Source organism: Azonexus sp. MM2026_4 (genome assembly GCF_055901855.1).
Genome location: NZ_CM148380.1, coordinates 358,326 through 370,487 on the forward strand (window position 1 = coordinate 358,326; position 12,162 = coordinate 370,487).

The following is a 12,162-nucleotide window of genomic DNA, read 5'->3' on the forward strand; positions in this document are numbered from 1 at the left end:
CTTGGCGTGCCGGCCGTTTTTCCATTTTTTCCGGGGGCGATATGAAGCGCAGCGGGCCGATCCGGCAACGATTGACGGCCGTCGCCCTGGCGGCATTGCCGTTGTTGACCTTTCCCATGCTCGGTCTGCCGCAGGGCGAGTGGTTCGGTTTTCCGGCCGGCCTCGTCTACCTGTTCGGGGTTTGGGGCGGGGCGCTCGCGCTGGCCGCCTGGGTTGCCGAAAGGCAGGGGCGCTAGGTGCTGTCGGGGGGCTTCGTCGCATTGGTCACGGTGGCCTATTTCGGCCTCCTGTTCGGCGTCGCCCGCTGGGGCGACGCGCGCGCCGACGCCGGGCGCTCGATCATCAACGCCAACGTCTATGCGCTGTCGCTCGCCGTCTATTGCACCTCGTGGACCTTTTTCGGCAGCGTCGGCCGCGCCACCTCGGGCGGGCTGTCCTTCCTGACCATCTACCTCGGGCCGACGCTGATGCTGCTCTGCGTCGGCGTCGTCATCAAGATGATCCGCATCGCCAAGGCGCAGCGCATCACTTCGATCGCCGATTTCATTGCCGCCCGCTACGGCAAGAGCCCGCTACTCGCTGGGCTGGTCACGGTGATCGCGGTGATCGGCATCGTTCCCTACATTGCGCTGCAGTTGAAGGCGGTGGCGGCCAGCCTCGAGATCCTGTTTCCCGATTCCGGGAGCGCTGCCGGTCTGCTCGGCGTCGATTCGACGCTGCTGGTGGCGGCGGTGCTGGCCTTGTTCACCATCCTCTTCGGTACCCGCCACCTCGACGCCACCGAGCGCCATGAAGGCATGGTGGCGGCGATCGCCGTCGAATCCGTGGTCAAACTGGTCGCCTTCTGCGCCGTCGGTCTTTTCGTGACCTACGGCATCCATGACGGCTTTGCCGATGTCTTCGCCCGGGCGACGGCACAGCCGGCGCTGGCCGGACTGTTCGCGCCGGATGCCGCGCGCGCCGGCAACTGGACGGCGCTGATCCTGCTTTCCGGCCTGGCGATCCTGCTGTTGCCGCGGCAGTTCCAGATCATCGTCGTCGAGAATGTCGACGAGTCGCATCTCAAGCGCGCCGTCTGGCTGTTCCCGCTCTACCTGCTGCTGATCAACATCTTCGTCCTGCCGCTGGCCGCCAGCGGGCTCACCGATCCGCTGCTGACCGGCCACAATCCGGACACCTTCGTCCTTACCCTGCCGCTCGCCCACGGCGCCGAGGCGCTGGTCCTGCTGGCCTTCGTCGGCGGCCTTTCGGCGGCGACCGGGATGGTCATCGTCGAGACCATCGCGCTGTCGACGATGGTCTGCAATGATCTGGCGATGCCGGCGCTGCTGCGCTCGAACTGGCTGGCGCGGCGCCAGAACACCGATCTTTCGGGGACGCTGATCGCCATCCGGCGCGTCGCCATCGTCCTCATCCTGCTCCTCGGCTATATCTATTTCCGGGCTGCCGGCGAGGCTTACGCGCTGGTTGGCATCGGCCTGATTTCCTTTGCCGCCGTCGCCCAGTTCGCGCCGGCGCTGTTCGGCGGCATGTACTGGAAGCAGGGAACGCGCGCCGGGGCGCTGGCCGGCCTGCTCGCCGGTTTCGTCGTCTGGGCCTACACGCTGCTGCTGCCTTCGTTCGCCCGTTCCGGCTGGATCGGCAACGGTTTCGTCGAGCATGGCCTGTTCGGCATCGAATGGCTGCGCGCCCGGGCACTGTTCGGCCTGAGCGGCTTCGACGAGATTTCGCATTGCCTGTGGTGGAGCCTGTTCGCCAACCTCGGCGCTTATGTCCTGGTGTCGCTGACGACCACGCCGGATGCCGTCGAGGCCAGCCAGGCCGAACGTTTCGTCGATGTCTTCCGGCACGGCGAGCGGGCGCCGGATGCGCGGCTGTGGCGGGGCGACGCTTCGGTACCGGAAATCACCGGCCTGCTCGAACGTTTCCTCGGCCCGGCACGGGCGCACCAGCAACTGGCCGCCCACGCCCGGACGCGCGGTCTGGCCGACTGGCGCAGCCTGCCGCCGGATGCCGGTTTCGTGCATTTTGCCGAGACCGAACTGGCGGCGGCGATCGGTTCGGCCAGCGCGCGCGCGCTGATGGCGGGCGTGACGCGCGAGGAGGATCTGCGCCTCGAAGAAGTGCTCGACATCCTCGACGAAGCGAGCCAGGTGCGCGCCTACAGCCGCGAACTGGAAAGCAAGCAGCGGGCGCTGGAAGCGGCAACCAACGAGTTGCGCGCGGCCAACGAGCGCCTGCGCGAGGTGGACCGGATGAAGGACGACTTCATCTCGACGGTGACGCACGAACTGCGTACCCCGCTGACCTCGATCCGCGCGCTGTCGGAGATGCTCTACGACGATCCGCGCCTCGAACTCGAACAGCGGACGCGCTTCCTCGGCGTCATCGTCAGCGAGACCGAGCGCCTGACCCGGCTGATCAACCAGGTGCTGGACATGGCCAAGCTGGAATCCGGGCGCGCCGAATGGACGACCGGCGAGGTTGACGTCGGCCAGGTGGTGAGCGAGGCGATGGCGGCGCTGGAACCGCTGTTCCGCGAGAAGAAGGTGCGCCTCGAGCCGGTCATCGCCGGCGGGCTGCCGACCGTGCTGGCCGACCGCGACCGCTTGATGCAGGTCGTCGTCAACCTGCTCTCGAATGCCGTCAAGTTCGTTCCCGGCGGCAGCGGTCAGGTTCGCGTCAGCGTCGTCCGTGACGATGCTGTCTTGCGCGTTGCCGTTGCCGACAACGGGCCGGGACTGACCGCCGAGGAATGCACGCAGGTCTTCGAAAAGTTCCGCCAGGGCGGCAACACGATGACCGACAAGCCCCAGGGGACGGGCCTCGGGCTGCCGATCAGCCGGCAAATCGTCGAGTATTTTGGTGGTAAGCTGTGGGTGGAAAGTGCGCCGGGTGCCGGTGCCACCTTCGTTTTCACGGTGCCCTTGCCGGCACCGGATGCATAAGTAGGGAGACAAACCTAATGTCCAAGAAAATACTCATCGTTGACGATGAGCCCAACATCGTCATGTCGCTCGAATTCCTGATGAAGAAGGAGGGCTTCGAGGTCGCCACCGCCACCGATGGCGAACAGGCGCTGGCCCAGGTCGCCGCCTTTTCTCCCGACCTGCTGCTGCTCGACGTCATGATGCCGAAGAAATCGGGATTCGAAGTCTGCGAGGCCCTGCGCGCCGATCCGGCGCAGGGCGGCCTGCTGATCGTCATGCTGACGGCCAAGGGGCGCGAGACGGAAGTGGCGAAGGGGTTGGCGATCGGCGCCGACGCCTACGTGACCAAACCGTTCTCGACCAAGGACCTGGTGGCCCGGGTCAGGCAGATGCTCGGTTTGGCCTGAAAATCCATGGCGCGACCGCCGGCCGGCGGTCGCCTGTCAGACGCTTGCCAGCGTACCGGCGAAAATATTCACGGGGTCGTTGAGATGAAGGCCAAAGCCCGCTTCCTGCTTGCCATTGCCGTACTCGGTCTGTTGATGACCGGTCCGTTCGTCGTCACTTCCTTCCTGATCTGGGTCGAGATGCAGGAGACCGAGCGCAAGCTGCTGCTCGACCTGCTGCTGTCGCGGTTGCCGATCGGCACGCTGATGACGCTGTTCGGTTTCGGCATCGGCATCGCCGTCCTGCATTACCTGTTCAAGCAGTATGTCGAGGGGCTGCGCGGCATGGCCGAGCAGTTGCGTCTGATGCTGGGCGCCAACCGCAACTTCCGCGTCAAGCTGCAGGGACCGCCGGAGGTGCAGCGCGTGGCGCAGGCCGCCAACGACCTGGCGGCACAGCGCGACGCGCTGCTCGACGACGTCGAGGCGCGCATCGCCGAGGCCAACGCTTCGGTCGAGGCGGAAAAGAACCGGCTGGCCGCGCTGATGTCGGAACTGGCGCAGGCGGTCGTTGTCTGCAACCTCGACGGTCGCATCCTCCTCTACAACAACCGCGCCCGCCTGCAGTTCAAGGCCTTGTCGCAGGGACCGACGTCGGCCGCGGGCGGCGCGCTGATCGGGCTCGGCCGCTCGATCTTCTCGATCCTCGAGAAGAACCAGATCGAGCATTCGCTGGAAATCATCCGTCAGCGCCTGAGCGGGGGCAAATCGGCGATCGCCAATTTCGTCACGACGACGCGTGGCGGGCAACTGCTGCGCGTGCAGATGGTGCCGGTGCTGTCGGTCGGCGGCGAGGGCGGCGAGCCGACGATGAGCGGCTTCGTGCTGACCGTGGACAACATCACCCGCACTCTGGAAGAGGAAGCTCGTCGCGACAACGCCTTGCATTCGCTGACCGAGGGTAGCCGCGCCGCGTTGGGCAGCATCCGGGCGGCGGTCGCCAACCTGATCGATTACCCGGACATGGACCCGGAACTGCGCGAGCGCTTCGTCAAGGTCGTCGACGACGAGGCGTCGCGGATGAGCAAGCGCCTCGACCAGACGATGAGCGAGTTCACCGATGCGATGAAGACCCGCTGGCCGCTCGAGGACGTGCTGGCGATGGACATCATCAGCGCCGCCCAGCGGCGCATCGAGGACAAGCTGAAACTGCCGACGAAAACCGAGGAAGTCGACGACACGCTGTGGATCAAGGCCGACAGCTTCTCGCTGGTGTTCGCGCTGATCTTCATCGCCGAACGGCTGCAGGACCATTACCAGATTCGCGACCTGCGCTTCCGCACCGTCTGCGAGGGCAAGCTCGCCTATCTCGACCTGATCTGGATCGGCCAGGCGATTTCCTCGGAAACCTTCTATTCCTGGGAAATGGAGACCATGCAGGCGCTCGGCGAGACCTCGTCGCTGTCGCTGCGCGACGTCATCGACCGCCACGGCGGCGAAATCTGGTACCAGCGCGAGAAGGCCGCGCACCGCGCCTTCTTCCGCTTCGTCCTGCCGGTGGCGGTGCCGGTCACCGAAGTTGCCGACGAGCGCAGCACGGGGCGGCCGGAATACTACGACTTCGACCTCTTCAAGTTCGAGGACAAGTCGATCGACCTCGACCGCAAGCTGTCCGAGCTGACCTACACCGTGTTCGACACCGAGACCACCGGGCTGGAACCGTCGAACGGCGACGAGATCATCCAGATCGGCGCCGTGCGCATCGTCAACAACCGCCTGCTGAAGCAGGAAATCTTCAACCAGATCGTCGATCCCGAACGGCCGCTGAAACCGGAGTCGATCCCGATCCACGGCATTACCGAGGACATGGTGCGCGGTCAGCCGAACATCGACATCGTGCTGCCCGGCTTCCACGCCTTTTGCGAGGAAACGGTACTGATCGCGCACAATGCGGCCTTCGACATGCGCTTCCTGCAGTTGAAGGAGGAGCGCACCAGCATCCGCTTCACCCAGCCGGTGCTCGATACCTTGCTGCTGTCGGCGGTGGTCAGCCCGAACCAGGAGTCGCACAAGCTCGACGCCTTGCTCGAACGTCTGGGGATCAGCATCAATACCCGCCACAATGCGCTCGACGATGCGCTGGCGACCGGCGAAGTCTTCCTCAAGCTGCTGCCGCTGCTCGAGGAGCAGGGCATCGTCACTGTCCGCCAGGCGCTGGAAGCCTCTGAAAAGACCTATTTCTCCCGCATCAAGTACTGAGATGGATGTCACCGATCCCGGCCCGGCGATCGCCGCCATCGAGCTCGAACTGGCGGGACTCGAGCGGATCGACCAGGCGCCGGCGCTCGCCGCGCGCCTACGGGAGTTCCTCGCCGGGGTGCCGGCGTTCGGGTTTTCCGGCGAATTGGCGACACGCACCATTTCCCGGCTCAACGACAGCCTGACCCGGCGCATCGTCAACCTGCTGGCGGCCAGCCATCGTTTGCCGCCGACCGCCTGGTGCTGGCTGGCGATGGGCTCGGAAGGGCGCGACGAGCAGACGCTGGTCAGCGACCAGGACAACGGCCTGGTTTTCGTCGCCGACGGCGCCGCCGAAGCGCGCGCCCTGCGCGAGCTGTTCCTGCCCTTCGCGCAGGCGGTCAATAACCAGCTGGCCGCCTGCGGCTTCACGCTCTGCCCCGGCCAGATCATGGCTGGCAATCCACAGTGCTGCCTGTCCTACGAAGAATGGAGCGAGCGTTTCTTCGACTGGGTGCGTTGTCCCGAGCCCAGCGCCTTGCTCAACGCGAGCATCTTTTTCGACCTGCGTCCCCTGTACGGCGAGTTGTCGCTCGGCTGGCGCCTGCGTCGGCGCATCGCCGATCTGAGCAGCGACAACCCGGCCTTCCTGCACTTGATGGCGGCCAATGCGCTGGTCGTCCATCCGCCGCTGGGGATACTCGGCGATGTCGTCGTCGACGATGACGCCAACCTCGATATCAAGAAGCTCGGCAGTCGCATCTTCGTCGACGTGGCGCGTATCCTGGCCTTGGCAGCCGGCAGCCCGGCGGTCAACAGTTTCGAGCGGCTGCGCCAGGCGGGAGCGGCCGGCAGCATGCAGCCGAAGGAAATCGAAGCCGCCGCCAAGGCCTTGTCCAGCCTGCTCGGTCTGCGTCTCGAACGACAGGCGATGGCGACCGCCGGTCACGGTGATGGCGCCTTCCGGCCCGGCGACCTGAACGAGTTCGACCTCGCCGTGCTCAAGGAGTCCTTGCGCCAGGCCAGGCGTCTGCAGCAAAGACTCAAGTTAAACTACCTACTTTGAAAGTCCATCGGCAGGGGATTGTCGTGAACCAAAAACAAGAATCAGCGGAGGCGGGGGAAGTCATGGATGTTCAACAGCTCGAGGCGATGCTCAGGCAGGCCGGGCAGCAACGGGCGGCGGCGACGACCCAGGCCTTCCTGGTCCGGCACGCGCCGTTCAACAAGATGGCGCCGGCTGCCCTGCAGCTTTTCGCCGACAAGGCGCACATCGCCTTCTATCCGGCCGGCAGCCTGATCGTCGGTCCCGATTCGGGCAATGTCCGTTTCTTCTACCTGATCGAATCCGGCAAGGTCCAGGCGCGCCAGGCCGGCGAAGTGACGGTGACTGAATATTCGATCCTCAGCCTCGGTCCCGGCGAAAGCTTTCCGATCGGCGCGGTGACCGCCGGCCGTCCGTCGACCAACATCTATACCGCGGTCGAGGACAGCTTCTGCTACCAGTTGCCGGCCGAGGATTACCTGGTCCTGATGGCGACCAGCCCGGAATTCAACCTCTTCTGCACCCAGTACATCGCCAGCCTGCTCGATCAGTCGCGGCGCCAATTGCAGGCGCAGTTCGCGCAGAAGGCGAGCGAGCAGCAGACGCTGAACTCGCCACTGGCCGGCATCGGTGCCCGCAATCCGCTGGCGGTGCAGCCGGAAACGCCGCTGCGCCAAGTGCTGGAAACGATGTCGGAAGCCGGTGTCGGCTCGATGGTGGTAGTCGATCCGGAGAGCAAGCCGCTTGGCATCTTCACCCGCAGCGATCTGCTCGACCGCGTCGTGCTCGCCAGCTTGCCGCTCGAATCGCCGATCAGCGCGGCGATGTCGGCGTCGCCGCTGACCCTCGACGAGCACGCGACCGCCTACGACGCGATGCTGGCGATGGCGACGCACGGCATCCGCCACGTGCTGGTCACCGACCACGCCGGCTGCCTGTCCGGCGTCGTTTCCGAGCGCGACCTGTTCGCCTTGCAGCGCGTCGGTCTGCGTCAGATTCGCCAGGCCATCGAGGCGGCGCCCAATGTCGCGGCGCTCAAGGCGTCGGCTGCCGACGTCCGCCAGCTGTCGTTCAACATGCTGGCCCAGGGGATCGGCGCCGAACAACTGACGCAGTTCATTTCGGCGCTCAACGATGCGCTGACCCGGCGCGTCATCCAGCTCAACCTGGAAAATCACGATTTCACCGGTGTCGACTGGTGCTGGCTGGCCTTCGGTTCGGAAGGGCGCGACGAGCAGACCTTCAGCACCGACCAGGACAACGGTATCGTCTTTGCCGTTCCCGACGGTGAGGACAAGGAGGCGCTGAAGCAGCGTTTCCTCGCTTTCGCGCTGGCCACCAACCAGAACCTGGATCAGGTCGGTTTCCCGCTGTGCAAGGGCAACATCATGGCCAGCAATCCGCAGTGGTGCCTGACGCTGGACGAATGGAAGGCGCAGTTCAGCAAGTGGATCCGCACGCCGGAGCCGGTGGCGCTGCTCAACGCGACGATTTTCTTCGATTTCCGGCCGCTCTACGGCAAGGTCGAACTGCCCGACGCGATGCGTCGCCACCTGCTCGAGCAGGCGTCGGCGACGCCGGTCTTCCTGCAGGCGATGGCGCGCAATGCCCTTGATGTCGGGCCGCCGCTGGGCAAGATCCGCGATTTCGTCACCGATCTGGAACCCGATCACCCGGGCAAGATCGACCTCAAGAAAGTCGGCTCGCGCATCTTCGTCGATGTCGCGCGTATCTACGCGCTTGCCGCCGGCGTGCACAGCACCAACACGATCCAGCGCCTGCGGCTGTCGGCGCAGAAAATGAACATCCGCGGCGAGGAGATCAACGCCGTCCTCGACGGCCTCAACTTCATCCAGCTGCTGCGCCTGCAGCACCAGTACCTGGAAGGCGAGCCGGGGCGTCAGGGCGACAACCTGATCGATCCGGAAAAGCTCAACGAGCTGGACCGCCGCATCCTCAAGGAATCCTTCCGCCAGGCACGCAAGATCCAGTCGCGCCTGAAACTCGACTACCAGGTGAATAACTGACCATGTTCGGGATCAAGAAACTCCTGTTCGGGGACGGCACCAGCGGGTCACTTCCCGAAGATGTGCGGGATGCGGTCGACGCATGGTCGGCGAGCGAGGGCGAGGTGCTCGAGTCGTCGCATTTCCTGACCCGCTACGTCGTGATCGACATTGCCACCACCGGTCTCGACCCCGAACGCGATCGGCTGACCGGCATCGGGGCGAGCGTCCTGCACAAGGGCGTGATTGCCCCGGAGCAGAGTCTGTACATCGACCTCGATACAGCGGGCGACGACCCGGCGCTGCTCGACCGCCAACTGGCGGTCTTCCTGCGCTTCGTCGGCAAATCGCCGCTGGTCGCTTATCACGCCGCCTATGTCGCGGCTTTCCTGCAGCAACTGATCCGCAAGCGCCTGGGCGTCGTCTTCCAGCCGCGCTGGGTCGATCTGGTCTGGCTGCTGCCGGCGCTGTTCGGCGACAAGAGCGTGACGCCGCTGCCGCTCGATGACTGGCTCTTCGCTTTCGGGCTCGAGGCCGGCGAGGGGCGGCGCAGTCCAATCGCCAACAGTCTGCTGCTGGCGCGCCTGATGCAGATGCTGGTGGTGCGTGCGCATGCCAAGGGAGTCGACGACGTCGCCGCGCTGATCGACGAATCGAAGGCCAGCAGCCACCTGCGCCGCACCCACTGACGCCGGCATGTTCGCCTCATTGACCCGGCTGCAGCGTTACTACCTTTACTACACCGGGATTTTCCTCGGCTTCGTCCTTTTCCTGGCGCTGCTCGAACGCGCCGGCATGCCGCCGCGCTGGGTCGGTTACGCCTTCCTGGTGTTCACCGTGTCGATGTACGCGCTGATCGGCGTCTTCAGCCGGACCACCGACGTTTCCGAGTATTACGTCGCCGGTCGCCGGGTACCGGCCTTCTTCAACGGCATGGCGACCGGTGCCGACTGGATGAGCGCCGCATCCTTCATGGGCCTGGCCGGCACCCTCTACCTGCAGGGTTTCCAGGGGCTGGCCTACGTCATCGGCTGGACCGGCGGCTTCGTCCTCGTCGCCCTGCTGCTGGCGCCCTACCTGCGCCGCTTCGGGCAATACACGATTGCCGATTTCCTGTGCGCCCGCTACGGCGGCAATGCCATCCGGCTGATCGCCGTGTTCGCGGCGATCCTCGCTTCCTTCGTCTATGTCGTGGCGCAGATCTACGGCGTCGGCGTCATCACCAGCCGCTTCGTCAGCCTGCAGTTCGAGGTCGGCGTCTTCGTCGGCCTCGCCGGCATCCTGGTTTGTTCCTTCCTCGGCGGCATGCGGGCGGTGACCTGGACGCAGGTCGCCCAGTACCTGATCCTGATCGTCGCCTACATCACGCCAGTCGCCATCCTGTCCTGGAACGTGACCGGCGTGCCGGTGCCGCAGGCGGTGTACGGCAAGGTGCTGGCCGAAGTCAGCGAACTCGAGAAGAAGCTCTTCAATTCGCCGGACGAGGTCGCGGTGCGCGCGCTCTATGCCGATCGGGCCGACCTCTACGCGCAGAAGATCATGCAGTTGCCGCATTCGCTGATCCAGGAGCGCGAACGGCTGGCGATCGAGATCAACGCCCTGAAGGCCTCCGATGCACAGATGCGCGACATCGTCGCCCTCGAACGCCTGCGCCGCGAGTTGCCGCCCGACCCGGCGCAGGCCCGCGAGCAATGGGAAAAGGACATGTATCTCGCGCTCGAACGCAGCAAGCCGCCGATCCCCCACGCCGAGCCCTTCCCGGGGGATACGGCGGCGGAGCGCAACGCCCAGCGGATCAATTTCCTGGCGCTGATCTTCTGCCTGACTGTCGGCACGGCGGCGCTGCCGCATGTGCTGATGCGCTATTACACGACGCCGACGGTGGCGCAGGCCCGCCAGTCGGTGTTCTGGTCGCTGCTGTTCATCATGGCGCTATACGTGACGGCGCCGGCTTACGCGGTGTTCGCCAAGTTCGAGGTGCTGTCCCATCTGGCGGGCATTCCGATCGCCAAGCTGCCGGGCTGGGTCGCGGCGTGGAGCAAGGTTGGCCTGGTGTCGATCGAGGACATCAACTTCGATGGCATCCTGCAGTTTGCCGAGCTGTCGCTCAACCCCGACGTGATCGTTCTGGCGACGCCGGAAATCGCCGGCATGCCCTACGTCGTTTCCGGTCTGGTCGCCGCCGGCGGCCTGGCGGCGGCGTTGTCCACCGCCGACGGGCTGCTGCTGACGATCACCAGCGCCTTGTCGCACGATGTCTATTACCGGGTCTTCCGGCCGCAATCGTCAACCCAGTTCCGGCTGGTCATTGCCAAGTCGCTGCTGCTGCTCGTCGCCGTGCTGGCGGCGACCGTCGCCGCACAGAAGCCGGGGACCATCCTGTCGATGGTGGCCTGGGCCTTTTCCATTGCCGGCGCCGCCTTCTTCCCGGCGCTGGTGCTCGGCATCTTCTGGGCGCGCGCGACGCGTGCCGGCGCCATCGCCGGCATGGTCGTCGGCCTGCTGCTGACGCTCTATTACATCCTGCGCCTCGAATTCGGCGGCTATTCCTGGCTGGGTTTTGCCGACGGCACGCTCGATCCCTGGTTCCATCTGAAATCGACGTCGGCCGGCGTCTTCGGCATCGTTGCCGGCTTCGCCACCAATATCGCGGTCAGCCTGCTGACCCGGCCGGCGCCGCAGGCGGCCGAATTCCTGGCCAGGATACGCGAACCGGGAGAGGGCAGATGAACCAGGTTTCTCCCTACTGGCGCAGGACGCGGCGGCTGACGGCCTGGCTGCTGCTGATCTGGATGATCCTGACCTTCGTCGTCATCTGGTTTGCCCGCGAACTCAACGAGTTCCAGTTCTTTGGGTTTCCCTTCGGGTTTTACTTCGCGGCGCAAGGGATATTGCTTTGCTATCTCGGCATCATCGTGTTTTACAGCCAGCGCATGAGCGTTCTCGATGCGGAATACGAGATCAGGGAAGAATAGCCGGTGCTGCCGTTCCTGATCGGCGCCCTGCGCGCGGTGATCGAGATGCTCGGGCTCAGCCTGCTCGGGATGGCGGCAATGGCGTTGTTGGCCGGCGAACGGCGTCAGAGCAATCCGATTTTTCGCCTCTTCGAACTGATCACCCGCGCCCCGCGCCGTCTGATGGCCGCGCTGATGCCTGGGCGCGAACGTCCGCTGCTGGCGGGTGTGCTTTGCTTCTGCGCCCTGTTCGCGGCCTGGATGCTGCTTGCCGCCTGGCGGCTGAGGCTAGCGTAGCTGGTCGAGCGCCGCCGCGAACTGGTGGGCGGCTTCGTTGAGTTCGGGCAGCAGCAGATCGGCGGAGTCGCCGAGTCCGTTCTGGCTGAGTTCGATGATCTCGTCGGCCAGGGCGTGGAAGCGCTGGTGCAGCGCCTCGACTTCGGCCGGCAGTGCGTTTTCCCGGCAGCCCGGCAGCTTGCAGGCGCGATGGTCGGAAAGCGGCATATCGACGTAGTTGCCACCGGCGAAGGCGTTCAGGAACTGCCGTCGCCATTTGCCATGCAGCCGGATGGTTTCGTCGATATCGATGGCCTTCATCTGTGG

The 12,162-nt window shown here is 65.3% G+C and carries 11 protein-coding genes; 10 read left to right on the forward strand and 1 reads right to left on the reverse strand.

All coding sequences use genetic code 11. From position 1 onward, the window contains the following. The first annotated feature begins 41 nt into the window (after window positions 1-41). From AC0KWY_RS01615 to AC0KWY_RS01660, 10 genes are all read left to right on the forward strand, one after another. Window positions 42-236: a hypothetical protein gene (locus AC0KWY_RS01615; RefSeq protein WP_474027917.1), complete on the forward strand. Its 195-nt coding sequence runs from the start codon at window positions 42-44 to the stop codon at window positions 234-236. Next, window positions 237-2,948 (forward strand): ATP-binding protein, encoded by a 2,712-nt coding sequence (locus tag AC0KWY_RS01620; RefSeq protein ID WP_474027918.1) that lies wholly within the window; start codon window positions 237-239, stop codon window positions 2,946-2,948. A gap of 17 nt (window positions 2,949-2,965) precedes the next feature. Next, a complete protein-coding gene (locus tag AC0KWY_RS01625) occupies window positions 2,966-3,337 on the forward strand; it encodes a response regulator transcription factor (protein ID WP_416690913.1) in 372 nt (123 codons plus the stop codon). An 84-nt stretch (window positions 3,338-3,421) separates the two neighbouring features. Then, on the forward strand, window positions 3,422-5,575 hold the full coding sequence (locus AC0KWY_RS01630) for a 3'-5' exonuclease (protein WP_474027919.1): 2,154 nt from the start codon (window positions 3,422-3,424) through the stop codon (window positions 5,573-5,575). Between the two features lies 1 nt (window position 5,576). Further along, the gene (locus AC0KWY_RS01635) at window positions 5,577-6,620 is read left to right on the forward strand and encodes a DUF294 nucleotidyltransferase-like domain-containing protein (protein ID WP_474027920.1); all 1,044 of its coding nucleotides are present in this window, start codon (window positions 5,577-5,579) and stop codon (window positions 6,618-6,620) included. 62 nt (window positions 6,621-6,682) lie between these two features. Beyond that, entirely contained in the window at window positions 6,683-8,626 is a 1,944-nt protein-coding gene (locus AC0KWY_RS01640) for a DUF294 nucleotidyltransferase-like domain-containing protein (RefSeq protein WP_474027921.1), read from the forward strand. 2 nt (window positions 8,627-8,628) lie between these two features. Then, a complete protein-coding gene (locus AC0KWY_RS01645) occupies window positions 8,629-9,294 on the forward strand; it encodes a hypothetical protein (protein ID WP_474027922.1) in 666 nt (221 codons plus the stop codon). 7 nt (window positions 9,295-9,301) lie between these two features. Further along, window positions 9,302-11,335, forward strand: coding sequence for a sodium:solute symporter family protein (locus tag AC0KWY_RS01650; protein WP_474027923.1), 2,034 nt, complete (start codon window positions 9,302-9,304; stop codon window positions 11,333-11,335). Beyond that, a complete protein-coding gene (locus tag AC0KWY_RS01655; protein WP_474027924.1) occupies window positions 11,332-11,580 on the forward strand; it encodes a DUF4212 domain-containing protein in 249 nt (82 codons plus the stop codon). Before AC0KWY_RS01650 ends, AC0KWY_RS01655 begins: the two co-directional genes overlap by 4 nt. A 3-nt stretch (window positions 11,581-11,583) precedes the next feature. Continuing rightward, window positions 11,584-11,856: a hypothetical protein gene (locus AC0KWY_RS01660; protein ID WP_474027925.1), complete on the forward strand. Its 273-nt coding sequence runs from the start codon at window positions 11,584-11,586 to the stop codon at window positions 11,854-11,856. On the opposite strand, the gene AC0KWY_RS01665 is transcribed toward AC0KWY_RS01660, so the two are convergent. Beyond that, complete coding sequence (locus AC0KWY_RS01665; RefSeq protein WP_474027926.1) at window positions 11,848-12,156, reverse strand: CZB domain-containing protein; 309 nt, start codon at window positions 12,154-12,156, stop codon at window positions 11,848-11,850. The genes AC0KWY_RS01660 and AC0KWY_RS01665 overlap by 9 nt on opposite strands. Between the last annotated feature and the right edge of the window lie 6 nt (window positions 12,157-12,162).

What these genes read in the sequence shown, in the direction of transcription:
- AC0KWY_RS01615 (WP_474027917.1), top strand. Translation starts at nt 42, where the DNA reads ATGAAGCGCAGCGGGCCGATCCGGCAACGATTGACGGCCGTCGCCCTG.
- AC0KWY_RS01625 (WP_416690913.1), top strand. Translation starts at nt 2,966, where the DNA reads ATGTCCAAGAAAATACTCATCGTTGACGATGAGCCCAACATCGTCATG.
- AC0KWY_RS01630 (WP_474027919.1), top strand. Translation starts at nt 3,422, where the DNA reads ATGAAGGCCAAAGCCCGCTTCCTGCTTGCCATTGCCGTACTCGGTCTG.
- AC0KWY_RS01635 (WP_474027920.1), top strand. Translation starts at nt 5,577, where the DNA reads ATGGATGTCACCGATCCCGGCCCGGCGATCGCCGCCATCGAGCTCGAA.
- AC0KWY_RS01640 (WP_474027921.1), top strand. Translation starts at nt 6,683, where the DNA reads ATGGATGTTCAACAGCTCGAGGCGATGCTCAGGCAGGCCGGGCAGCAA.
- AC0KWY_RS01645 (WP_474027922.1), top strand. Translation starts at nt 8,629, where the DNA reads ATGTTCGGGATCAAGAAACTCCTGTTCGGGGACGGCACCAGCGGGTCA.
- AC0KWY_RS01650 (WP_474027923.1), top strand. Translation starts at nt 9,302, where the DNA reads ATGTTCGCCTCATTGACCCGGCTGCAGCGTTACTACCTTTACTACACC.
- AC0KWY_RS01655 (WP_474027924.1), top strand. Translation starts at nt 11,332, where the DNA reads ATGAACCAGGTTTCTCCCTACTGGCGCAGGACGCGGCGGCTGACGGCC.
- AC0KWY_RS01665 (WP_474027926.1), bottom strand. Translation starts at nt 12,156, where the DNA reads ATGAAGGCCATCGATATCGACGAAACCATCCGGCTGCATGGCAAATGG.